Below are 26,216 nucleotides of genomic sequence, written 5' to 3'. Positions count from 1 at the left end.
AATTTTACAGTGCTAGTATTGCTACCTAATAACTTTAACGTAAAGGAAGCATCCGGATGACATCAAAAATCAATGGCATTACTTTTGCTCAGAATGGTTTGGAAGCAATGTACTTGCCCCGTCGTAAACAATTTAAGGTTAACCAGTCACTGCGAGACATGTTCAATGAGAAACATATTTATACACGAATAATTAAAGATAACTCTCATCGTTTAAGATATGATTCTCTGATTGAAGTTCCACTAAATACTCAAATAGAGCCTTATACATTATTTCTTGGCGGCCGACGCTTTTTCTCCATGGGTGCGTTTAGTTTGACTGGTAATAATGATTTGCCACTTAATACTGTCGTTGGTCGATACTCCTCCATTGCTAGCGGAGTTAGACGAATGCAGGGTAGCCACCCAATCGATCGTTTCACCTCATCAACGCTAACCTATGATATGCATAACAGTGCCTACCAGGACTACTTAGAGGAAGCGGGAAAATCCTTCCAAAATGTTCCTAGCAAGGTCAAAAATGGTGGCCCGATTACCATTGGAAATGATGTTTGGATAGGCGAAAACGTTACCTTTGTTCCTAAAGGTGTTACAGTCGGCAACGGTGCCGTCATTGCTGGTGGTGCGTTAGTCACTAAAGATGTCCCACCGTACGCTGTGGTTGGCGGGGTACCTGCTAAAATTCTCAAATATCGATTCCCACCTGAAATTATTCAACACCTATTAAAACTTCAGTGGTGGCAATATGGCTTCGCTGACTTCGAGGGAATTCGTGGCGATGACAAAATCGAAGATTTCATTCATTCAATGGAGCACCTAATCGACATGGGTGACATTCAACCATTTAATCCCACCCCAATCGGAATCGATGATTTCATTCAGACTGAAGAGGAAGACGACGAATTGTCAAATCAAGTGTAACTTTGTCCCAAAGAAAACTTCAGATGGACTCTTCCAGCCTAAAATCTTGCGTGGTCGGTTATTTAGCACTTCAACGAACTGATAAATATCTTGGTCAGTGAGCTGATCTAAATCGGTTCCCTTGGGGAAGTACTCACGAATAAGGCCATTGGTATTCTCATTGGTTCCCCGTTGCTGGGGCGCATGTGGATCTGGGAAATAGACTGGAATACCAAGTTCTTGACTAACTTCGCGGTATCCTGCGAATTCAGTTCCACGATCCGGCGTAAGCGTACGAACTCGTTTGGGCGTCACAGTATGCAGTAGGTCAATCATAGCTTGCGTGACGTTCTTGGCGTTTACTTTGGAAACTCGTTGAGACAATAAGTACCGTGATTTACGGTCCACCAATGTAACCAAAGCTGAACGCCCAGTTTTACCCTGAACGGTGTCGCCTTCCCAATGGCCGAACCAGCTCCGTTTATTGCACGAAACTGGTCGTTCATGAACTGAAAGCACCTCGTTAAACCGACCACGTCGTTCGTTAACCGTTCCTTTGACCTTACGGGTTTTGCCACGGTGACGCAACTTACGGGCAAAGCCACGTGCACCGTGACTCTTGCGTTTAATCCCTAAATTATCGAGTTTAATTCCGCGATAAATAGTATTGTAACTGATTTGCCATTCGCTATTTTCGTGAACTAAACGGCCTGAGATTTGTTCCGGAGACCATTGGCATTGAACGATGCGGTGAAGGACAAAATCTCGTAGTTTCAAGTCAGCTAAGATCCTAGGACGTCGGCTTTTCAGTCGCCGTCTCTGATAGTTCTCTTGTGCTTTGACAGCTGAATATGCATCACGGCCACCGTTGCGCTTAATTTCGCGTGATACGGTGGCTTTTGAACAGCCAATTTTCTCCGCAATACCTTGATAAGTATCGTTTAAAGTGACTCCTAACAGTATGCATTCTCGGTCTTTTAAGGTAAGATGATTGTACGGACTCATAGCCTAAGATCTCCTTTAAGTGATTGTTGTGGTGACTTCATTTTACAGGACTCAGGCTATGAGTTCTTTTTTATTTTCTTCTTATTTGTTGCACTTCAATTGTAAATTCGTCACCCTAAAAAGCCCCAAGGCAACTAGTTTTTTAGTCTTTACTCTATCAAAAGTACTTAAAAGAGAGGCTACTGATCAGATATCAGTAACCTCTCTTTATAAATAACCAAATTATTTTTCTTCTAAACGGTCAAAATCCGCCATCGTCACAATTTCAGGTTCATAAGGCTTGAGTTTACCAGCTGCTTGTAGGCTCTCAACCTCGTCCAAAAATTTGTCGATTGGATCATCAACTTTAATATTTGTAAATTGTCCAAAATCATATTGCCACCACTTCAATGCCATTAATCTTTTAATGGTATCTGGGTCAAAACGATATTTAATCACGTGAGCTGGAACACCAACTACCACTGCGTATGGTGGAACGTCTTTGGTAACTACCGAATCAGCACCAATGACGGCACCGTCATTGACCACAATCCCCTTAGAAGAAAAGGTCACATTTTCTCCAATCCAGACATCATTGCCGATGATGATTGGATACTCCCTTGTCACATCACTTCGAACCGGTTCAATATGTGCGTTGAAATCTTCTTTATACGTATTGAGAGCAGCATTGTGGGGGTCGTAGGTCAGAATTGACGAGGTAAAGCGATTCATTGGATGGTTAGGCCCCATTTCCCTCACTGCACCAGAAATCACCGAATACCGGCCAATAATCGTATGAATTGGTAAATTACTTTGAGAATAACTAAATGCGCCCATCGAAAAAAAATATCCCCCTGAAGCAAAAATAGTGTATGGTTCTACAGACACATTCCGGGCCACATGAAGTCTCTCATTCAATTTGAATCGGATATCTGCAGACATAAAACGGGTAAAAATTTTGTGGTCCTTGAGCATCTTGCCAGTTTCTGGTGCAAAATCAAATCTTTTGCTAAATTGTTCTTTCTCATAAACTAAACCTTTTTGAAAAAAAGTGACGCCTTTTATTTCTGTTGCCATATCACACTCACACCCTTAAATTATTCACCGAAAGCTATGTATAACGCTTTTGCCAAAATTCATCTCTAAAATATTAACTGTTTTCACTATACCACTTCTCTTAATAATGATTAAGCTTGATACAGTCAAACGTTTTTTCAAAATATCCTTACGAATCATTCAAATCGTAACAAATTAACTGTTGACGAAATATATTTCAAAATCTTTTTCCCAAGTAACTGTTCCTTAGCTTCAAATGATCTATGATTTCAAAAAATGGGATGCTGAATTCAGCATCCCATTTTTCAACCATAACCATGTTAAAGTGAAAATAAAAATTCTCAATAAACTACTTAGTAGTTATCCAAAAGCCCCAACACCCACGACATACTGTTCATTTCCAATCTCAATCCGGTAGTAATCATTATTTCGATTACTTGTATACTTTTCAATCACGTGAACTGACTTTCCCACTAAACCAAGTTTTTCAGTATTATCAATTTGGGTTGCCTTTTTATGTCTCTTCTCATCAATAACTGTATCGTCAAATTGATAAGCATTATACGTTTTAGTTATCACCATCCTTTGGTCTACTGACTGCCTATTTTGCAACACCTCATCTGCAGAGTTTATTTCAACGCCCCAATTTTCTGAATTAAAAGCCCTACTATTAATGACATATTCTTTTCCCGAATCCAAGATTCGATAATAGACATACCCTTTATTGCTTGTATATTTCTCTATAACGTGAACCTGCTTATCAAGTAATCCCATTTTTTCTGCTGTACCAGCTTGTGTGGCATTAGCAATTGCTTGTTGAGACAAAACGACTTCGTTAAACTGATAAACATTGTACGACGCACCAATAGTGAGTACCTTTTCAACTGTCTGTCCCTCTTGAATAATTTCACCTGGTGAATTGATTAAAACTCCCCAATCCGATAAATCAAACGAAGAGGCTTTAGTAGCATAGCTCGTTCCTTCGCTTGAAATGCGATAGTAGAGATACCCTTGATTACTTATATATAGTTCCGTTGCCTTGACCGATTTTCCAATAAGCCCTTTCTCAACCGTGGTTCCCAACAGTTCAGCTTTTTTGCTCAATTTATCATCAATAATCTTGTCATCGAAATCGTATAAATTAGAGGTGTTTTTTATTGTCAAAGTGACGCTAAGTGGCTCTCGTGATTGAAGAACATTGTCGGCATAATCTAGTTCAGCTCCCCAGTGCTTAGAATTAAAAGCCGTTGACTGGACAACGTACTCCAGTCCGTCAAAGTTAACACGATAGTAGATATGGCCTGCTGAGCTCTGATAACGTTTAATTATTTTTACCTTCTGATCAATCAGTTGCAAAGTATCTGTCGTACCAACTTTTTTGGCGCGAATCGTTTTCTTCTGATCAATTATGTCATCACTGAATTGGTAAACATCTTCTGTAGCACCAACCGTTAACTGAGTATCTTCACTCGGTTCATACGCTTGTATCATGTTACCGCTTTGACCAATTTCAACACCCCAGGTATCGAGGCTGAACGCTCCCGATTGAATAACGTACTCTTGGTTTTTAGCCTTGATTCGATAGTATGTGTAACCTTTACTGCTGATATACTTCTCAGTAACTTTCACCTGTTGATCAATAAGATTCTGCGTCCGAGTATTACCAGCTTGAATTGCCTTCGCCGTCTCTTTATTATCAATAATTGAATTATCAAATTGATAAACATTATACTGCCTTAACACTGGCATCGTTGTCTCATAAGTTTCATAGCTTTGAAGAACTTCATCTACTGAATTGATTTCTACGCCCCAATTTTCCGAATCAAAAGCATTTGCCATAACAACGTAAGACGTTCCATCAACCTTGAAACGATAGTAGGTATTCCCTTTAGAGCTTGTATAAGACGTCGAAATATTAACATTCTTACCAACAAGATTTAGTGTTTCAGTATTTCCTAAGAGCGTAGCTTTTTGCGTTCCCTTATCATCAATGACTTGGTCATCAAACTGATAGACGTTATATTTACTCCCAATTGTAAGCTGTTTATCTACATTTTTTTTACTTTGAATAACTTCATTCTCAGAATTAATCTCTACACCCCAGTTAGCACTATTAAAAGCACTCGAATGAAGAATATAGTCTACACCGCCTAAATTAATTCGATAATAGATGTAGCCATTCGTACTCACATACTTAATGAGCGCATGTGCCTGCTTACCCACAATTCCAAGAGCCTTCGTCGTGCCCACCTTGGCTGCTTTGATAGAGGGTTTCTGATTAAAGTCTTGTTGCTCAAATTGGTAAACACTCGCATCGGCCCCAATCGTTTTCACTTCATCTACTTTTTCCTGACTTTGAAGCAAATTATCTGGTGTATCTATTTCTACACCCCATTCAAAAGCTTTAGCATTCACGACGTAGTCTTCATTGTTAAAATTCACCCGATAATATGAGTCACCATTTTTAGTTTGGTATTCAGTTCCTACAGTAACTATTTGATCGAATAAACCCATATGTTCTACGGATCCCATATTCTTTGCCACTTCTAGTTGTCCAGTTTCCAAAACCTTATCATCCAACTGATATACATCATAATTTTTATCTTTTACAACCAAGTCACCCGAGCAATTCTTTTTCAATTGAATATAATCACCCATTGATCCAATCTGCACACCCCACGGAAGTGTTGCACTTACAAGTCCAGTAAAATAATTGACACTTTCCGAACTTCCCGAAAATATCCATTCTGCAACTTTCCTTGGTTTCTGCCAGGTAGTCGCGGCCATTGCGAGTGCTGCAGCATCCATTGTTGTACTGGTTATCCCCTTCATGTTCACTAAGGGAGCTCCAGCAATTTCTGTCGTCCAGTAGGCCATAAATTCACTTGAACTCACACCAGAATTACTGGCATTTAAACCATCAAGGCCCCCACCCAAATGTGGAATACCTAATGCATGGCCAATTTCATGAATAACCGTTGCCTCTTTCCAATTCTGCTGAGCTTGAGTAGAGATACCTAAACTTTGAAGCTTCCAATTATTCGGATAAAATTTAATTCCATTCCCGTCATAACTTTGACCGCCCAAGACCCCAGGGTTACCATCCATAACATCATGGATGACTTCATCACTTTTTTCAACGGAATCAACCACCTCAACAATATTTTGACCAGCGATAATATTCCAATACTTAGCGGCATCCTTAACCATCTGTGTCGTCATAAAACTGGATTCATTATATAACTGAAGAACACCATCGGAACCCGTAAAGTTTTTTAAATTGCTACCCATCAATTGATAGACATAATGTGAAGAGACACTATCTAAACTTAGATTTCCGGAATAATCAGTGCCATGTGTAATTGCCGTTAGCTGATTCAATTCACCTTGTGAGTAAGCACTCTTATCTATGACACCCCCTGGATTACAGAACGGGAGCGTATTTTGATAGTTACTCGCCCTAGCTATACTGGATAAACCAAATAAAACGCCAACTATGGAAATGACTGTCAGAAAAATACTTGTGGCTAATCTTTTCATAACTTTTGTCCTCTCTGTCGTCAATTACTTTTAACTTGTCAGGGTATTTCCGAAATTATAAATTTAAAGACAGCCCACTTTAGAAGAAATACTAGAACGGCCTGTCCTTAATGAGTTTCCAACTTTTAGTAAATCACCCGATTGATACCTCTAAAATCCCTAAATCATTAATTGCTCTCTTAACAACAGAATTAATATACTTGCTCAGAAGACAATTATAAAACCCTTTAACTGTTGTTGTCTTACTCGAACCCATCATTACATAGTCGATTAATTGGAGCGTGTGTGGGTGCACTAACAAATATTCCCTCTGAGGAGAAGATAAACAACAATAAATCCAAGATATTTCCAATCATACCGGATTCAAGATCAATAGCATCTAATTCAATAACCACGAGGCCACGTATTTACCTTTAGAACGTTAGCTAAACATATTTCCCTGAAAACCCTAGCTTACCCTTAAGTTTCAGGTCACAAAATTTTGCATATGCCAACCTAAGAATCACAATTTAAAACCTGCAATTTTTCCCTGAACATTTTCAATTACATCAATTTAATGTGACTTATATTAATAACCCTAAAGCAGTTGCCATTTTACGCCATATCGATATGAAGCCAAGTAGTTATAGAACTTCGGCTGATGACTTATCATTGGTTCAAGCTGTTGCCAATATTCTTGCCGATGCGTAGTCTCTAACGCCATTTCTAAGACACGTTGCCGCGCAAAATCCTTAGTTTGTTGTTCTACCTGGTTATCCCAGAAAGTCATTAACTTTTGTGGTTCACTAACAAGCTGACTGAATTCACTGAACTTTTCTGGCAAAAATCTCTCAAAAACATATTCCGCTTGAGCTGTCGTCGCGCGAGAAATTTTCATCTTATGCTCGTTCAAATACATATACCTAGCCAAAATATAACAAGCAATTTCTGCATTCATTTCATGATGATGAACATGAAAACCAGCAAAAAAATTATTGATTCGAAGTATCTCTGAAATCTCCCCTTCATTCAAATAACCAGCTTGTAAAAGCCTCGTTCCAGTCAAAATACTAAAACGGTTATTCGTTCGAGCACTGCTCATCAAGTAGGGGGCGCTGTATTTAGGTGCCACATCATGTGAAATCCAGAATTTAAATAAGACACTACTTGCACTAAGTTCACTCTCACACTCCTGCCAGATGGCCTGACGCTGCTCATCCGAAATACCTGGCAATTCAAATCTCAGTGATGTTTTATAAGAAATATCTTGCTCAGCCAACGTAGAAGTATTGATTCTCAACCAATGATTCGGTGAAAAATCTTTATTCTGTGAAAAGCTTTTTAATTCGGCTAGTTCAGTATTAGTAATGCGGTCAAAAATATCGGTATGCTTTGATTTCAAGATTGCTAAAACGTTCTTTGTCGATCTTTCATGTACCACTACGGACTCGCTTGTGGGTTCATCGTTCCTTTTGCCCCACCTATGAAACAATCCTTTTTGTGTGACATTTTTTTCTTCAATCGATTGCTTTAAAAATTCATCTAAAATCAATTGCGAGTTAAACGTAACACCCAATGCATCGTGTACTAAAAGCTTTTTATGACCGGAATGAAAAAGATCACTAAATTCAATAGGTAGCTGTGCATCTTCGAAAAATCCTTCAGGTTGAAAACTACTAATTCTAAAGTGTATTGCTAATATCCCAAAATAAACTGCATAAAGTCTTTCAAGAAAACCTGGAAATTTAGTTCCACCAGTCTGTGTATAGTCCTTTAAATCTATGAGTAACGGGTAAAAATCAACTACCCGATAGTAATCCCTGATGATTGGATATTGTCGAATGAACGGATAAATAAAGAATTGAATATTAGCAACCAATCCCCTAGTGAACGAAAATTCTGCAATATCAAAGTTAATTAACTTGCGAACATCTGCGCTATAACCCATGAATGCAAAATCTGAAAACTGAAGAATTCTACCCGTACGTGCTTTAAATATTGCGATTTGATGTTCAAAGACTTGTGGAAAATTTGGTAGATTCCATTGTTGAACTTTATCAGCCACCCTTGGGAGTGGATCGGGTTCATCAAGCATTGCTACCAACTTACGTGTACTTGGCAATGCTCGGTCAGTTCTCGTTTTTAAAACGATAGCTTCAGCTGGTATCACATCCAAAGCCGCTTGCATTTGCTTAGCCTGACGCCAGTAGTTCACTGAACCTGACCGCATCCCCGCAACTAAATGATCATTCTGCTCAGATTCTACAATCGCGACGTCATTCTCTACCAGCTTTTCACGGAGCGACTTCAGATTTGCGAACTCATCTTTCCAAGTAGTTACCACAATACCTTGGATGATTCCTTTCTGCCTGGACTTCAATAAAAAATCCATTATCATACTAAAATCAACCTGATCTCTAACTGTTCCACAAACCATTGCCCATACTGTCCGCAAGTGAATCCCCTCCACAAAGATTTAATGATTTAGCATTCCATATAAATATGCTGAATTGTTTATTTTAATCTATTTTTTCGATACACGTACTGCAGCGTTTGATTGTCAATCTTCCAGTTATCTAATTGACTCCCATTTGACTTCAAACCTAGAATCAACTTGGAAAACTCATTTTCCGTGACTGCTCGTGGTTGAAACTTGGTCTCATGATTTTCAGCGTTCATAAATCGGACAGTTAACAACATACCACCCGCACTGGCACTTATTTCGGCGAATCCACCAAAAGGTAATGAATGAGGATATTTCTTAAATTCTCCTTCACTGTTGAAAAAAGCATTCCCAAGACCATAAAAAACTGGATGACCCGAAATCAACTCAATATCCTGTAATGCGTGTGCCCCATGGCCTATGATGATATCTGCCCCTGCAACAATCATTTTCATTGCTAATTGTTTTTGACGTTCAGCCACCGGTTGAAAATCCGTACCCCAATGTGGGGAAACAACTATCAACCTATCTGGATTCTGGAGTCGTTCCCGAGCAATTTTATGAAGTAGTTCTTCACCTAATGGTGATACACCCATCTTGCCAAACAACGAGTAAAACTCGTATTCCCGATAATATCTCTTGTTGTACCAATATGCATTAAAGAGGGAAATCTTAACACCCTGTCCATTTATTCGTACGGGGTTTGTTGCCTTATCAATATCCTGTCCTACACCAATATGAGGAATCTTTGCTTCTTCTAAATATTTACTGGATTGTTCAAATCCATTTTCTCCATAATCCCCACCATGATTATTGGCCATCAAAGCCAACCCAAGATTTGCTTTCTTAAAAGCCAACAATGTTTTTCGAGGCTTACTTCCAAGTACGAATGTCTTTGATTTCAATAATTTTGAGCTTTCAAAATCATCTACTAAAACTGATTCCAGATTAAAGACATTAAGACTACTTTTTTTGAGATAGGATTTCATCCCTAAAAAAGTATAGTCATACCCTTCATCCAAAAGTGGATCCCATTGTTGGCGTTTCAAACGCCGCTTGGAATAAAATTCACCAGGATAAACATCTCCCCAAAAACTGACGACTGGTTGATTAGACTTTAGATTCAATTCATCGATGGCATAAGCAGACAACTGAGAATCAGAAACTTCATCTACACCTTCAATCAGTTTTGAAAGAATAATGTCACGCTGATAGCCATTCTCTGCACCCAATATCACATACATATTCTTATGGTCAAATGCAATAGCATCACCATTGTTTGGTCCGAAAAAGTAACCACCTGTCAATTCACCATTTTTGACTAACATCGTCGAATTGTAAAAGTACTTGCCTGATTGAACACAATCAGTTTGATGCATCAAATCCCTATACGACAACTTTAACTGTGAGAAGGCTACTCCTAAGCAGCGAAGCATTTTAATATCATATCTTTGCTTAACAGAACTCCGGATTCGCCCTGTTTGATTTGCCAGAGCTCCTTCCAATTTATTTATCCAAGGAAGTTCTCGATAATGTGCACTCATTTTTTTATGCGTTTGTTCACGAACCATCTGACAAATTGCGAGTGCCACAGTCGGATTAGACGTAACTAACATCAAGTCAACTAACTGCTGTGCACTCAGCACCTCTTCCTCTTCAAGAAAATTATGGCTTGGATCATTTTCCTTCACAAATTCTTTCGATAATTGTGTCATCGTATTAGGTTTGATTTTTTGGATGCTCATCAAATTCAAAAAGACATACAACGTAACCGCATTCCCAATACCAGATTCAACTTGGGTGTCTGAATTTCCTATACTTCTCAAAATTTGATTATGTTCCAACAAAATTTTTTGAGCAAACATTGCTTCAATCAACTCCCAACAGCGAATTTCGAATAGCAAATTCATAGTTTGCCTTATTTCTCGGCTCTTTCGTCGTAAAAAGGCCATTTAAAATATCCCAGTATTTACGCTTCTTCGTTAATTCTAGAGCTAATTCTACTAGTCGACGGTAACGGACTTGATGCTCACCATCGTCAGCCTTGCATAATTGTTCGTCAAAGAACAGCTCTAATTTTGTAGACTCCTTTGAAGCCAGCATAAATGCCTCAGCTTTTCCAGGGAGATAACGTTTCAGTACCGCATGAACCTGCTTCGAAAGCTCAGGCGACACTTCTTGCTGCTCCTGACAGACATATGCCCAATAACTTAAGATATAACAGCTTACCTTGACGTTGATTGTTCCGTGAAGACGATGCATGCTCGCCCGAAAGTTATTGATACGTACTACTTCCTTTGCAACCTCATCACTCAATTTATGCTCTCTTAATAATCTGGTCAAAGTCAAGATACCATACTGGTTACCAGCCTTCGCACAACTCAACAGGTATACTGGCGTATCAATTGGTGTAAGCTGATGCTTACACCAATATTCAAATAAAAAGTTTGGTACGTTACTTGATTTTGAACATGCAGTCCAAATTTCGGCTTGCTCCTCAGCTGAAACACCTGGAAAAGTAAATGACATTGAAACACTATATTTCGATTTTGTAGCCTTTACCTCAACCCGCGTTCTGCGAAGCCAATGATGAGCTGAAAAAGCTTCATCTCTTTGAAAAGCTTCGAGCTCATCCACTTCTTTTGGAGTAGCTCTCTGCAAATTATCGGGCACAAATGTTGAAAACAATTTAAGTACATTCTTTGTACTTAAATTGTTTTCAGCTCCAGCTTGCTTCACGAAGTCTTCAAGTATCTTTTTTGAATTAAAAGATACTCCTAATGCATCATGAACAAGATGACCGCTATGCCCAGTCTTAAAGAAATCAGCAAACTCAATTGGTTGCCCGATAGGCCCCAACTTTTCTGGGTTCAAACTTAGTAGTCGAAAATGTGTCAATAAGATTTGAAAGAAGGCAGCATATACCCTTTCAAAAAAATGTGGAAATTTGTCCCCTTCATGCAACGTATAATTTTCTAAATCATCAATTAGCGGGCGGAAATTGATCAGATGGAAATAGTCTTTGATCACAGGAAAATCTCTGAAAAATGGATATATGAAGAACTGTGTGTTAGCAACCAAATCCCTTGACAAATAAAACTCGGAAACATCAAAATTTATCAACTTTTCAATGTCATCGTGGTAGCCCAAAAAAGCATAATCTGTATATTGCATAATTCTACTGGAACGAGCCTGTAAAACTGCAATTTGATGGCCAAACTCAATCGGAAAATTCTGTAGTTTAAAGTTCTCAGCAACATTTGACACCTTTGGTAACGGGGTTGCATCAGAGAGTATTGCAACTAAACGCTGGGTAGCTGGTAATGCTCGATCTGTACGAGTTTTTAGGACAACCGCACCACGTGGAATAACATCTAAGGCAGCCTGCAGTTGCGTAGCTTGTCGCCAATAATTTATTGAATTGCTTTTTAATGTTCCTACTCGCGGATCATTAGGCAACGACTCTACCAACTTCACATCATTTAACTTTAGTTTCTCCTGTAATGCCTGTTTCTCACGCAGTTCATCCTTCCAGGTTGAGAAGACAATTCCTTCAATCATCCCCTCTTCTCTCCACGTTAACAATCGATCAATAATCAAACTAAACTCAACTTCATCTCGGAGCGTCCCACAAACAATCGCCCAAACATGTTTCATCTCGTTGCCGCCTCCTTAAAGACCGCCAATTCCTCCGGCGTTCCAAGCACATGGACAACATCAAATGGGATATTCGTATAAGTTATTTTGGCACCCTCCTGAAGCAAGTAATGGTACATTGGCGCCACGTAGACCTCACCGTACTCCTGTTTGATGGCCGCTCCATACCGTTGGTAGATGTCCGCAAACTGTTGAAAGCTGGCAAAATAGTAGAACCCCACGGACGCGTGGTCAGAGACCCGCCGCTTTTCCACGACATCAGTTACGTGACCGCTTTCATCCAGTTGAACAAAAGACCAATGATCCCCCGGAGCCGTGAAGGTCGTCAGATTACCATCGCAATCTGCCAAATCCGCCTTTAAAATATTGTTCGGTTCAACGTAAGTGTCAATATTGTAGACGGCAACCCCAGTCTCTTACTTGAGTACGTTCTTAGCGGCCATGACCGTCGATGCCTGGCCAGAGGTTAATTCGTCAATTTCAACTAATTGAAATCGGTGAATCCCTGCCTGGTCAATCAGCTTCTCCAATTTATCACGGTCATACTGATTCTTTCTAACGACGAAGATAAACTCCTCATCCACGAAATCTTTCAATGACAGCATGGCCCATTCAAACAGACTCTTACCACGAACTTCAATTTCATGCTTAGGAACTGTATACCCAACTTTTCTGAAGCGGGACCCCTGTCCAGCCATCGTGACAACAATTTGCAATATTACCCCTCCAAAGTCTTTTCCATAAATGGCGCGAACTTAGTGACTCCCACTGCCAACATGGCCTTTTGCCGTTCTGGCTTATCTTTGTGCAACGGAATCATACTCAAGAATAACAATGATTCAATCAATTGAATTTGCTCGTAGGCAGCGGCATCGTTCAAATGCTCTTGCAGCATTGATTCAAACAACTGACCAATCTGTTCTTCATTTCCAGAAACACTCAAGCCATAGTCCAGATGACCATCTGTATCCGCCTCAACGTGGAACATGTCCGAGATAATGCAATCATACTTACCGGAAAAACTATGCATCATCTTAGCGTAATCATACTTAGCGTCACCGTAAATATCAAACTTACCGAACTTCCCTCGTGGATCGATCAACCGCATCACATGTTTAGAATTATCATACAAAATATTGGTCATACAGAAGTCACCATGAATAACCGCAAAATTCTCACCCTTGAGAACGCCACTATTATCGAGCACCTGTGGTAGCGCTTCAATAATTGCGTTGATGCTCGGGTATTGTTCACCATTAATAATCAGTGGTTTATCAGCAATCTTGGCGTAGAACTCATCTTCTTTAATCAACCGGTGTAACCGATCCACCGTCTTGTTCAAATACATATCCGCAACCGTCTTCTGATATTCATCATGGTCGACTGTCACTTGATACTGGTTCATTTCGGAGCGCAGGAAGAACATTTCGTCAATAATTTCCCGCCAAAATCCCAGTTCAAAATTCCCATACAGAAAGAGATTATGCAGACTCTCATAGGAGAAATACTCCATCTCAACGAACGGTGCATTATAGTTCAACGAATAATCAAAAATCCGTGGGGCAATGTAAGATAACCGCTTGGGTAGTTTCAAATACCACTTAACTTCACCCAAGAACTTATCAACATCCGTACTCTCTTTCCGGATAATCCCCCGTTTGAAATCAATATTGGTTTTGTTAAAGAACCTCGCTTCAACTTGTTTAGCCTCGGCATACTTGTCACTATGTCCAAAGTCCAACCATTGCTCCGTCCCGGCCGTGGACAGTGGGTACTGCTCATCATAAATTTTTAAGTTTTCGTAGAATGATTTAGCACCCTGCCAAGCTTCCGCCAAGTGCTGACCAGCACTGAAATTGAACACCCCAACGGCCGCCTGATACTCAGTCTGGTCGTCTTGAGGGACCATCTTATCCGTAAATTTCACGTGTTGCTGGTCATCAAAGGTTACAGTGGTCCACCGGCCAGCGTCGGCTACGTGGTGCGTGAAAATTGTATCCGGCTTCGTTAAATCAGCCGCTTCAACGACCGTATCACCAAAGATAACGGTCAGCTCTTGCAGGTCACCCTTCTTGCGGAGCGTCTGCATTGATTGGGCCACGGCTTCACTTAGATTCAATCCACTGGCTACTTTGATGGGCTGAATGGCTAAACCTTTCTTGCTAATATGATTTTCAACACTGTCGTCGCTAGCACTCACGGCAACGTACATTTGATAATCGAGTGGTGCGTACTGCTGGACGGTTTTATCAATAATCAATTGCCCATCTGTCACCGGAATCATAGCTGGGTAGATATCCCCAAAAGTCACTTGCATATCGTCGGCAATTTTAGCAGCTGAAAGCATAAGTAATGTCTTAGTCAATGTACGTCACGCTCCTTATCTACTAACGCTTCTAATTCTTCGGGAGAACTCTTAAGGAACTCACTCGGCCGAAACGCCCGATCATCAATATAATAACCACCCCGGCCAGCCCAAGGCTTACCAAAAATAATTTCATCATACGGAACACCATACTTGGCTAACCACTTCTCAGTGATGGGTGCCGTATACTTATTGATCTTCCCCAAATTTCCTTCGTAAGTTCTCATCTGACGAGACGTGAATAGAATGATTCGATATCCTAGCTTCTGCCATTCTCGAATTTTATTGATGACACTCGTCTTAGGTGCAACGTCCAAATAACTTTGGTCACTTGTTTTTAAATCACACAAAGTTCCATCAATATCAACGACTAAACTGGTTGTTTTATCCATGTCATATTCCTCCTCAAGTGATGCCTTACCCTCATCAACAGATTATCTAAAACGCCATTACACCAGCTCAAAGAAAGAGCTAGCGCTTACAAGTTCATGTTAACACAAATTTACTGTACATACATTATTTTACTATAACTATTTTATTGTCGTCCTGGTTAGTTCTAAGTTACCCGATTGTTGTTCCTGAATTCTCACCAATGTGAGCTTTAATCGTAGTGCTGGTGGTGGGTAGCTGGTTTATTAGGGTTTTGAATAAGTTAGTCAATTTGCCTTACTTCAAAAAATTAAGCCACTTATAACTTCTTTCAAAATTCAGCAAAACTGCACATATTTATACATATGTGCAGTTTTGCTTGCTACCAACTATTTACCTGAAACTTTCAGCCCTATTCTTCCCAAGGATACTTGCCATCCGCATTCTTTGGCGTATGCTTCATCATACGTTCAGTCCGCTTATCCAATCGCTTACGGGTTTTCTTTTTATTTCTAAATCTGACGAATAATACTGCCACTCCCAATACCACATAGATACTCATTCGAACGAAGAATTGGACCTTCTTGTAAGCAAAGAAACTGGTTAGAATTATCATCAAGACTCACTCCTCTTTAGTATTTGTAATTATAGTAGTTAATTAAGCCAGACAGAAAGTGTTCACAGTCATCAATCCGCGTTCTAAAGTGATCATGCCGAGCAAAGAATGCGCCCACAAACTTTTCAGGATAGTAAAAGTACATTGCCAGTTCCGGCTCAAACGTTCCCGTCGCCATTTCGTGTTCGGCCCTTTGACGCCAAACCTGCCGTAACCGAACTAGATCATAGCCTTCCATCAGGTCATCATTGCCAGTTGCTTTAATGGTGTCCGTCATCTTAACGGCTGCGTTTAACAACTCCAGTAACGTTGGGTAAGAAGTATCCCGTTTCTCAATAAAGTCTAGATGATCAAAAACATTCTTTAGACCCATCGACATGTAATCCCGATTCGTTGAGAAAATTTGAAGCGCTTCGTTCACAGCGTAAGAAATCCAATGATCATGGTACTGTCCATAATTATTCGCAACCATGAAGTCTAATGTTTCTTTGATCAGTTGCTTAACCGCCTCGTCGCCAGTCAATTCAAACAAGCGAGCCAGTGCAAACGTAATTTCACCTTCATAATAAATAATTCGAAAAGCATCTTTAACACTCAAATCCACATTCAATACGTGATTGAAGCGTCCTGATTCTTGACGGAACGCTGTGACGCCATTGAACGCCTGCTGAGCGTATTTCAGAAACGAATCATCCGTTGTGACTTCTTGGTACTTGCACAGCGCCAATATCAACATCGCCTGAGCACCAAGCTTGACCTCATCATTGGCTTTCTTATTATGTTCAACAGCAAACAGTGCATCACCTTTAGTCAACGTGAGGTTATCAATCCCCCATTGAAGTGCCAGCTTTGCCTTTGCAACGTCCTCATTCTGATTGCTGAAATCAATCGCCTCCAATAAGGCATAGATCGAGGAAAAATGGCGCACGCTGTTGTAATTTGTCAGGACTCGCTGCAATGCTGGGTAGTAACCATAAATAAACTGACCATCATCCTTAATCTGCCTCATCAAAAATTTTTCACCTGCGTGCAGGTAGCTGTTGATCTCCTCTCTTGGATTAGTGAGCTCCCTGACGCCAATTCCCCGACTTTCATCCTCACGCAATGGCCAGATTTTTTCACCATCTGAAAAAATACCTTTAGTAACAAATGTCCAAACATATTGGGTATCTTCAATGCCTTGAGCTGAACGATCATCTCGGGCTTGGAGATACTTTTTAATTTGGTCAAAATCAATCCAAGATTCTGAAGCATTTTTGCCAACTTTATGTCGCTTACTGGGTTTAAAAAACTCGTGACCATTAATTTCCATTTCTAACAGTGCTGTCTTGAAGTCAGCATCAAAACTGACACCCCGACGCCAGTAATTCATGCGAAACATATCATTCAGATTCTGCTTGAGACTGGCTAACTTTTGTCTTTGAACTGCTTCAACAACTTCAATCCGTACCCAGGCATGCTGTGGCGCCGCAGCCAAGATACTCTCAACCTGACTCCAGACACGTTCAATGCTGGTATCCCGAAGAAAATGGATTTTTGCCCGATGACGCCGATCAGATACCGACAAAGCCAGCGTAACCTTTCCAGTCACCCGATCCTTGACACTACCAAGATTGCTAATAGCCACCTGATATTGCTTGATTACTGACTTTTTCATAGATTGAGCCGCCTTTCCTACTAACTTCATTTTAACAATAAGGGTCCCCCCAGTTTGACCCGAAGGGGACCCGCTGAGCATAAATTGATTATACCCACTCTTGGACCATATTGTTGCTTCTGTTGCTTTTGTTGCTTTGCATGGTAATTCTCGAAGAATTATTTACTTAGTCATTCTTCTTTTTTTTACCGCCGAAGTACCACCATGAACCACCAGTTACTGCAGCAATGGCAGCTAAGATTGACCCCCAGAGAGTCCAACCATTGCCATCATTTGCTTGTGATGCCTTATCAGCATCCGCAGTTTGGTTGGTTGCATCAGCAGCTGCACCACTCTTCGAAGCATTTGACTTGTCAGTCGACTTGTTATTATTGTCGCTGGCCTTGTCGTTAGATTTGTCTGCAGAAGAGTCGTTACCATCTTCGTTCGTTCCGTTAGTACTCGTCAGGTCCGTTACAACAGGTTGTGCGTAGCTTGTAGCAGTTGGCGTCACAGCACCATTGTTCCCTGCGTATGCAAGCGTTGTAGCAGCACCACCATTTGAAGTCCCGCCATTAGTACCAGCAGATGCCCCGCCATTGGAATTGCCTGAACCAGTTGTTCCAGATCCACCATTGTTGGAGTTGCTGTTACCACTACCGGATCCTGTGCCTGAGCCACTACCAGATCCTGATCCTGAGCCTGAGTCACTGTCGCCTTCAGAACCGTTTCCATCTCCTGCTCCACCATTCGTATCAGAATCGCTGTCAGAATCGGAGTCACTATCTGAGTCGGAGTCGCCAGAACCGGAATTGCCATCAGAATCTGAATCACTGCCAGAGTCTGAGTCGCTGTCGCTATCGGAGTCTGAGTCACTGTCGGAGTCTGAGTCACTGTCGGAATCTGAGTCGCTGTCGGAGTCTGAATCGCTGTCGCTATCGGAGTCGCTGTCGGAGTCTGAATCGCTGTCGGAGTCTGAGTCACTGTCGGAATCTGAGTCGCTGTCGGAGTCTGAATCGCTGTCGCTATCGGAGTCTGAGTCACTGTCGGAATCAGAATCACTGTCGGAGTCTGAATCGCTGTCGCTATCGGAATCACTGTCGGAATCTGAGTCGCTGTCGCTATCGGAATCACTGTCGGAGTCTGAGTCGCTGTCGCTATCGGAATCACTATCGGAGTCTGAGTCGCTGTCGCTATCGGAATCACTGTCGGAATCGGAGTCGCTGTCGCTATCGGAGTCACTGTCAGAGTCGGAATCGCTGTCGGAGTCCGAATCGCTGTCGCTATCGGAATCACTGTCGGAGTCCGAATCGCTATCGCTATCGGAATCACTGTCGGAATCTGAGTCGCTATCGCTATCGGAATCACTGTCGGAATCGGAATCACTGTCGGAGTCTGAGTCGCTATCGCTATCGGAATCGCTGTCGGAGTCTGAATCACTATCGGAATCTGAGTCGCTGTCGCTATCGGAGTCGCTGTCGCTATCGGAGTCGCTGTCGCTATCTGAATCACTGTCGGAATCGGAGTCGCTGTCAGAGTCTGAATCACTGTCGCTATCGGAATCACTGTCGGAGTCTGAGTCACTGTCGGAGTCTGAATCGCTGTCAGAGTCTGAATCGCTGTCGCTATCAGAATCACTGTCGGAATCTGAGTCGCTGTCGCTATCGGAATCGCTGTCGGAGTCAGAGTCGCTGTCGCTATCGGAATCGCTGTCGCTATCAGAATCACTGTCGGAGTCTGAGTCACTGTCGGAATCTGAGTCGCTGTCGGAGTCCGAATCACTGTCGTTATCTGAGTCGCTGTCGCTATCGGAATCACTGTCGGAGTCTGAGTCACTGTCGGAATCGGAATCGCTGTCGGAATCAGAATCACTGTCGGAATCAGAATCACTGTCGCTATCGGAGTCTGAATCGCTGTCGGAGTCTGAATCGCTGTCGCTATCTGAGTCTGAGTCGCTGTCGGAGTCCGAATCACTGTCGCTATCTGAGTCGCTGTCGCTATCGGAATCACTGTCGGAGTCTGAGTCACTGTCGGAATCGCTGTCAGAGTCAGAGTCGCTGTCGGAATCGCTGTCAGAGTCAGAGTCGCTGTCGGAATCGGAGTCGCTGTCAGAGTCTGAATCGCTGTCAGAGTCTGAATCGCTGTCGGAGTCTGAGTCACTGTCGGAATCTGAGTCGCTGTCGCTATCGGAATCGCTGTCGCTATCAGAATCACTGTCGGAGTCTGAGTCACTGTCGGAATCTGAGTCGCTGTCGGAGTCCGAATCACTGTCGCTATCTGAGTCGCTGTCGCTATCGGAATCACTGTCGGAATCGGAATCGCTGTCGGAATCAGAATCACTGTCGGAATCAGAATCACTGTCGCTATCTGAGTCTGAATCGCTGTCGCTATCTGAGTCACTGTCGCTATCGGAATCACTGTCGGAGTCGGAGTCTGAGTCACTGTCGGAGTCTGAATCGCTGTCGCTATCGGAATCACTGTCGCTATCGGAATCACTGTCGGAGTCCGAGTCACTGTCGCTATCGGAGTCGCTGTCGGAGTCGGAGTCACTGTCGGAATCGGAGTCACTGTCGGAGTCCGAATCGCTGTCAGAGTCTGAATCACTGTCGGAGTCGGAATCGCTGTCGGAATCAGAATCGCTGTCAGAGTCTGAGTCGCTGTCGCTATCGGAGTCACTGTCAGAGTCTGAGTCGCTGTCGGAGTCGGAATCACTGTCGGAGTCTGAGTCACTGTCGGAGTCTGAGTCGCTGTCGCTATCGGAGTCACTGTCGGAATCGGAGTCGCTGTCGGAGTCGGAGTCACTGTCGGAATCGGAATCGCTGTCGGAATCAGAATCACTGTCGCTATCTGAGTCGCTGTCGCTATCGGAATCACTGTCGGAGTCTGAATCGCTGTCGCTATCTGAGTCACTGTCGGAGTCTGAGTCACTGTCGGAATCGCTGTCAGAGTCAGAGTCTGAATCACTGTCGCTATCATCAGTTGCTACAATTGCCTGGTTTGCATAAGAATGTGCATCTGATGCTGCACTAGATGCGTGATCCTTAGATTCCTTGGCGGCTGAAGCAGCTGCGGAAGCTTGTTTTGCATAACTAGAAGCGGCTGAGTTGTCAGCTTCAGCCTCAGCTGATGATGCCGCTGAGTAAGCAGCGGACGCTGCATCTGCTGCGGATTGCGCTGCAGACGCTGCAGAAGTAGCAGTTGACGCTGCAGTTGAGGCTTGCGCTGCGTAAGAACTAGCATTTGATCCGTTTTCAGCGTATTGCTGTGCCACATTCCCGTAAGAATTGGCAACACTCGCATAGTCAGCTGCTTCGTTGGCCGCATCAGTTGCAAGACTAGCTGATGAAGAAGACCCGTTCGTGTAACTGGAATCAACCGTCAAGTATGCTTGACCTAACGTACTAATTGACGTCTTACCATCAACAGTGGCCGTTACAACTAACGTGTAGTAGCCTTGATGTGCTGCGGTAATTTCGTCAATGTTCAGGTTGGCATTCGTCTGACCATCAATTGCTGTGCCTTGACTACCTGCAGTTGCAGAGTAATACCACTGGTAAGTCAAATTGCTACTAGTTTCATCGGTTTCCATTTCTGGTGACCAGGTAAATTTATCACCGGTATTAGCATTCTTATCTGCCAAACCGTTACCGACCGTAACTACTTTACTTGCCGTGTAAGTAGTTTGATCAGCGTTCGTGATGGTTACAGTTATTGTTACCTTACCTGCTGATGTTGCTGAGGTTGGAGTAACAACCCCATCGGAATTAACCGTCGCAATTGATTCATCACTGCTGGACCACGTAATGTCACCAGTGGCGTTACCAGGGTTAGTCGTTGCCGTGTAGTTTCCAGAGGTATGCGTATCTGAACTGTTCAGAATGTAATCATCCCCATCAATGCTAATACCAGTAGCAGGAATGTCACTGTCATAAACATCGATTGCAGATAATTGACTCCAGAAGGAACCGGTAATCGTACTAGTCCCCGTGTAGCTGGCGGATGATTGGAAGGCCAGTGATCCAGTAAAGTCATCAGCAATTGTTACGGACATAGTACTTGCAGCCGTGGCTGCACCTGAATACCATGGCGTAGTATCAGTCAGTGTGTAGCTAGCAACGACTTTACCGCTGGCGTCTTTAATATCGCCTGACTCGGTAGTTGAGTTGAACAGTCCGCTACCAACGGCGTTAACCTTCTGCCAAACCCCGTTAATCTGAACATACCAGGTTGCAGTATGGGTTGCGTTGATAGCTCCCAATCCAGTGGTAGCACTGTTACTAAGCGTAATCGTCTTCCCCGAAGTAGTGGAAGTCGTCTTCGTTGCTTGCTGGGTGAACCCACCAGAGATAATTACCCCCAGCAGAGACCATGCATCAGCAGATGGCTTTCCTTTGTAAGAACCCAAGTTGTTAGAATACATCACAGCATATTTAGCATTCTCAGTTGCAGCTGAAGCCGCTACCGTAGCGGTTGAAGCTAACTGTGCTGAAGCAACTAATTCTGCGTCAGCTGCAGTGGAGTATTCACTAGCCATAGCAAAGTTACCCGCGGCAACTGCTGAAGAAGCCATTGACATGTAGTTGTTAGCTTCGTTGTTAGCTGCATCAGCCGTAGCAGCAGCAAACTGAGCATCTTGAGCGTAGCTTGCGGCGGCAGTTACATAAGAAGCCCCCAAGCTCGTGTTTTGCGTCATGGCTGCAGCTAAGGAAGCAGCAGTTGAGCCAGCGGTTTGTGCAGACGCCGTAGCTGCTGAATCAATCGCAGCAGTTGAAGAAGCTGCCGTACTGGTTGCAGATGACTGTGCTTCTACAATCGTCTTAGTAGCTAAACTAGCGGAACTAGCAGCCGCATTAGCGGAGTTTGTCGCCCATTCCAACAGTGTCAACGAGTTGTTGGCTTGTGCCTTGGCATTAACTAAATCACCATCCGCGGCAAATGAAGCTGCCTTCTTTGAAACTTCAACGGCAGAGCTTGCATACATGGAAGCTTCTGCGTTGGCAGCGATTGCTGCGGCATTGGCTGCAGAAGCCAGGTCTTGATAATTTGGTGCTGAGGCAAAGGCGTTCGCCGCATCGGCCGCATTTGAGTTCGCAATTTCTGCTTGAGCACCCGTTTTAATGGCTGCAGATGATGCCGTTGCCGCGTAACTGGATGCCAAGTATTTGTTAGCATTTTCTTGTGCAGTTGCTGCGTTATATGCTTGATCCAAGTGACCAGCCGCCGTCGAGGCCGCTGAACTGGTCAATACACCGTAGGAACTAGCAGCATTTTGTGCCACGAGAGCTGCAGCTGCATAAGAAGAAGCATCTGTATAATTGTGAGCAGCTTCGTTAACAGCCGCCAGACTACTTGCTTCAGTAGCCGCGCTCGCAGCTGCAACTGCTAAGGCACTGTATGATGAAGCACCTGAGGTAGCCTGCTGAGCAAGCTGAGCGTAGGAGTAGATTGAGATATCATTGTTCAAACTGATGTCGATTGTACTTGCTAATAAATCATAACTAGAGTTGGCTGCGCTCGCCATGGATGAGGCTAAAGCGGCGGCCGTATTAGCAGCAGCAGCAGCACTCGATGCCTGATTCGTGTAGTTGCCGTCAGCGTGTGAAACCACAACGGTAATTACGTTTGAAGGAGTTGAGAATGTTGCTCTATTTTTGACGGATCCTAAAGTCGACTTGGCAACCTTAGAACCGCTTACGACTAGTTGATAGTAGTATGTCCCCGCAGCCGTATAAGCTGGCGTATAGGTTGTAGTCGTTTTGTTTCCAGTAGTGGTGGAATCTACCGTCCAGTTCTTACCGTCGGTGGAAACGTACCAGGTGAACGTTGCGTTACCATCTAATTTGTAATCGTAAGTTCCGCCTAGTAGGCCACCTTCTTTGTATGACCCAAGTGTCATACTGTTAGATAAAGTAATTGAGCCATCTTGACCTGTACCGATCGTCACAGCATCATTCGTCGTCACAATAGCGTTTGTCGTCCCACCAATTGCACTTGTATCTGAATCTTCACCAGTCTGGGTGTTTTCAGTATTAGTGTTGTAAGCGGCAGCCAATGAGGCAGCACTAGAAGCACCTTGCAACGAAAGACTAGCGTCAGCAGCGGCTGAACTGGCAACCCGCGCTAATGAAGCAGCATCGGCAGCACTCGTCGCAACTGCAGCAGCCGAAGCGGCTGAACTGGCCAATGAGGAACTAGAGTTAGCCAGCGTTGCGTGTGACGCAGCACTACTTGCGTACTGTTCTGACTGGTTCCCGTGGTAACTCGATGCTGCAGTTGCCAATGAACTAGCTGCACTAGCTGAGTTAGCAGCTAACATGGCGCTGGAGTTAGCCTTCACAGCTGCATCACTTACAGCAATCGACGTGGCCATTTCGGCTGCCGATTGCGCAGTCGAGTTAGCAGTACTTGCAGCTGAGTATGCATCTAAGCCTTGAGATGCCAAACTATTAGCGGCAACTAAAGCATTGCTAGCAGCCTCGTAGTCACCACTCAAAGCAGCACTGGTGGCCAAATTGTATTGTGCCTGTGCATCACCTGCTATCGAAGCGGCCAAGGATGAAGCGTTGGCAGCATCCGCAGCGGCACTGTTGGCAGTGGCATAAGCAGCAACGGCAGCCGCATTACTGGTATCGTATTGTGTTGCATTGTATGCGCTGCTGGCTGCGGCTGATGCTGAAGCAGCTGCTTCACTAGCTGCAGTGGCTGCGGAGAACGTTGGCTCGTTAGCACTGCTTACTAGGTCTTTCAAGCCAGTAGCAGCGGCTGATTTAGCAACTGCTGCTGCACTGGAAGCCAGGTCAGCGTATGACACTGCGTTCTGAGCTGCAGAGCTAGCGTATGAGAGCGCAGTGGTGTATTTCTCGATGTTAGTATCGGAATCACCCTTACCATCTGCGACGGCCTGCTTGAACGCAGAGGCCAAACTGTTGTAATACTGTGCCAAGTCAGCAGCAGTCGTCGTCTTAGCGGCGTAACTACTAGTTGCAGCATAGGCATCCTCAGTGTCAGAGGTTTGCACTAAACCTGCATAGCTACTTGCGTTGCTGGCACTTTCCTGAGCGGCAGCTGCGGCGCTTGACGCCGTGCTAGCTGCTGTACTGTCTGCCCCACTCCCAGCATTTGCACTGGAACTCGCAGCTGAAACCATAGCGGTCTCAACAACTGGAGTCGTAACAGCTTTTCTAGTAGTTGCTACCTTAGTGACCGTCTTTGTCACGTTCTCACTCAACGTCACGTCGGTGTGAACGGACTGAGCTGCTGTAGCAGCAACGCTAGCAGCGTCAATTGTTGACGCACTCGTAGCTTCGGCACTAGTGGCAACTGCACTGGTAGTACCACTTGTCTCGTTACTTAAAGATGAATTCGATGAACTACTAGACGTAGACACACCAGTTGATTCGGCAACTGGGACTACGGTAGTGTCAGATGAATTTCCTGAATTTGCTACTGAAGTTGCGGCACTGGATGAAACAGCCGAAGAAGCTGCCGCACTGCTGGCTGCAGTGCTGGTGGCTGGCTGACTTGCCTCAGAACTTGATGAACTACTTGCACTTGAAGCGACCGCTGAGCTACTAGTGGCACTATCTGCTTTGCTGGTAGAATCAGCACTTGCAGAAAGAGTCCCAGCGCCCAATAACGAAAAAGAAGCCAATGCAGCGAAGACCCAGGTCTTCCCTACCTTGTACATCTTGTAACGTAACTTGGGATCGCCATTAAAAGCTTTGTTCCGCATGAATTTCACTTTTAATCGTCCTCCTTGAAGTTGACAATGATAGATATAATTGCAAGCGCTACGTTAAAAATTAATTTCGCACTCAATGTTAGGCTGTAATAACAATTGGCCTATACACGTTTCTAATATGAAGCGTACCGTCTATAAACAAATATTCCCTGTAAACGAACGCCTCAACACAGTCATCTTATCATAAATTTACTATACATACTATTCTAAAAAGGTATTTGTAATTGGTATATCTGAGAAAATGGCGAAAAAGTTTCTTTCGTTAAAATTATCACATAAATTTTGTTTTAGTCCGATTTCGTTGTGGGGCTTTAATACAAGTAATAAATCAGGTGTTTGTCTACTATAATCAGTTTACAAACGCCGGTATTAAAGGATTTTGAAGATGTGTGTAGATGTTAATCACTAATACCGTCTGGTCGTGCACGCCCGAGACGATTAACAATTCTGGAACTATTTTTTTGCTTTTTTGGTTCGTTAAATTAGAATTCAATTAAATTATCTGTCTGTTCGTAAAAATGGTACCGATTTCATTGGTCATATTAAGCTGCATAAATCAAGCACTTCGTCCCATTAGTTTGTTTACTACAAGATCAAATTAAAATATCGATTTGAATTTATGCCCCATAGTGCCGTATGTGTAACACCATATTGTCAGTCCCTTTAGCTATCAATTCGAGCTTTGACGCTTACCTTGCCTTCTGCTAAAGCTTTCAATAATTGCTGAACTCTTAGAAAGCTTTACATCAGCGAACATATTGAAGCCCACTACAGGGACTCTTTAAATTCAAGCTGACTCACAACGCTCATTGATTTGGGTATTTTTGGTTACTTAACTTTCATTTACTCGCTAAAAATCAGCTACGTTGTCACCAACTTCATCTGAAGTCGGCGGTTTCTTAATTTAACAAACCATAGTTAACAAAAAAAG

At 43.1% G+C, this 26,216-nt stretch carries 14 protein-coding genes; 1 reads left to right on the top strand and 13 read right to left on the bottom strand.

Annotation, left to right across the window (positions count from 1 at the left end):
* Positions 1-56 precede the first annotated feature (56 nt).
* Complete coding sequence (locus AB3Y94_RS01120) at positions 57-920, top strand: CatB-related O-acetyltransferase (protein WP_367294761.1); 864 nt, start codon at positions 57-59, stop codon at positions 918-920.
* On the opposite strand, the gene AB3Y94_RS01115 is transcribed toward AB3Y94_RS01120, so the two are convergent.
* The 13 genes from AB3Y94_RS01115 to AB3Y94_RS01055 all read right to left on the bottom strand — a co-directional run bounded on the left by AB3Y94_RS01115 (position 906) and on the right by AB3Y94_RS01055 (position 25,276).
* Positions 906-1,904 carry an IS30 family transposase gene (locus tag AB3Y94_RS01115; RefSeq protein WP_367294760.1) on the bottom strand — a complete coding sequence of 333 codons (999 nt, stop codon included), beginning with the start codon at positions 1,902-1,904 and terminating at the stop codon, positions 906-908. The two genes, AB3Y94_RS01120 and AB3Y94_RS01115, sit on opposite strands and share 15 nt — an antisense overlap.
* A 222-nt stretch (positions 1,905-2,126) precedes the next feature.
* Positions 2,127-2,960 carry a CatB-related O-acetyltransferase gene (locus AB3Y94_RS01110; RefSeq protein WP_225426687.1) on the bottom strand — a complete coding sequence of 278 codons (834 nt, stop codon included), beginning with the start codon at positions 2,958-2,960 and terminating at the stop codon, positions 2,127-2,129.
* Positions 2,961-3,299: 339 nt separating this feature from the next.
* Positions 3,300-6,479 carry a GW dipeptide domain-containing protein gene (locus AB3Y94_RS01105; RefSeq protein WP_367294759.1) on the bottom strand — a complete coding sequence of 1,060 codons (3,180 nt, stop codon included), beginning with the start codon at positions 6,477-6,479 and terminating at the stop codon, positions 3,300-3,302.
* Between the two features lie 577 nt (positions 6,480-7,056).
* Positions 7,057-8,913, bottom strand: coding sequence for a hypothetical protein (locus tag AB3Y94_RS01100; protein ID WP_367294758.1), 1,857 nt, complete (start codon positions 8,911-8,913; stop codon positions 7,057-7,059).
* Between the two features lie 59 nt (positions 8,914-8,972).
* A complete protein-coding gene (locus AB3Y94_RS01095) occupies positions 8,973-10,778 on the bottom strand; it encodes a CapA family protein (RefSeq protein ID WP_367294757.1) in 1,806 nt (601 codons plus the stop codon).
* Complete coding sequence (locus tag AB3Y94_RS01090) at positions 10,771-12,558, bottom strand: hypothetical protein (protein WP_367294756.1); 1,788 nt, start codon at positions 12,556-12,558, stop codon at positions 10,771-10,773. Before AB3Y94_RS01090 ends, AB3Y94_RS01095 begins: the two co-directional genes overlap by 8 nt.
* Positions 12,555-12,908, bottom strand: coding sequence for a hypothetical protein (locus AB3Y94_RS01085; RefSeq protein ID WP_367294755.1), 354 nt, complete (start codon positions 12,906-12,908; stop codon positions 12,555-12,557). Before AB3Y94_RS01085 ends, AB3Y94_RS01090 begins: the two co-directional genes overlap by 4 nt.
* 66 nt (positions 12,909-12,974) lie before the next feature.
* Positions 12,975-13,274 carry a hypothetical protein gene (locus AB3Y94_RS01080; RefSeq protein WP_367294754.1) on the bottom strand — a complete coding sequence of 100 codons (300 nt, stop codon included), beginning with the start codon at positions 13,272-13,274 and terminating at the stop codon, positions 12,975-12,977.
* A 2-nt stretch (positions 13,275-13,276) separates the two neighbouring features.
* Positions 13,277-14,923, bottom strand: a complete 1,647-nt coding sequence (locus AB3Y94_RS01075; protein ID WP_367294753.1) for a hypothetical protein — start codon at positions 14,921-14,923, stop codon at positions 13,277-13,279.
* Positions 14,920-15,315, bottom strand: coding sequence for a capsular biosynthesis protein (locus AB3Y94_RS01070; RefSeq protein ID WP_125682686.1), 396 nt, complete (start codon positions 15,313-15,315; stop codon positions 14,920-14,922). The genes AB3Y94_RS01075 and AB3Y94_RS01070 overlap by 4 nt, the downstream gene beginning before the upstream one ends.
* Before the next feature lie 389 nt (positions 15,316-15,704).
* A complete protein-coding gene (locus AB3Y94_RS01065) occupies positions 15,705-15,908 on the bottom strand; it encodes a hypothetical protein (protein ID WP_125682688.1) in 204 nt (67 codons plus the stop codon).
* Between the two features lie 16 nt (positions 15,909-15,924).
* Positions 15,925-17,565: a glycosyl transferase family 1 gene (locus AB3Y94_RS01060; RefSeq protein WP_367294752.1), complete on the bottom strand. Its 1,641-nt coding sequence runs from the start codon at positions 17,563-17,565 to the stop codon at positions 15,925-15,927.
* 166 nt (positions 17,566-17,731) lie between these two features.
* A complete protein-coding gene (locus tag AB3Y94_RS01055) occupies positions 17,732-25,276 on the bottom strand; it encodes a KxYKxGKxW signal peptide domain-containing protein (RefSeq protein ID WP_367296461.1) in 7,545 nt (2,514 codons plus the stop codon).
* Positions 25,277-26,216: the final 940 nt, after the last annotated feature.

It is taken from the genome of Levilactobacillus yonginensis (assembly GCF_964065165.1).
GTDB classification, from domain to species: domain Bacteria; phylum Bacillota; class Bacilli; order Lactobacillales; family Lactobacillaceae; genus Levilactobacillus; species Levilactobacillus yonginensis_A.
This window is presented reverse-complemented; position numbering and strand designations above follow the sequence as displayed.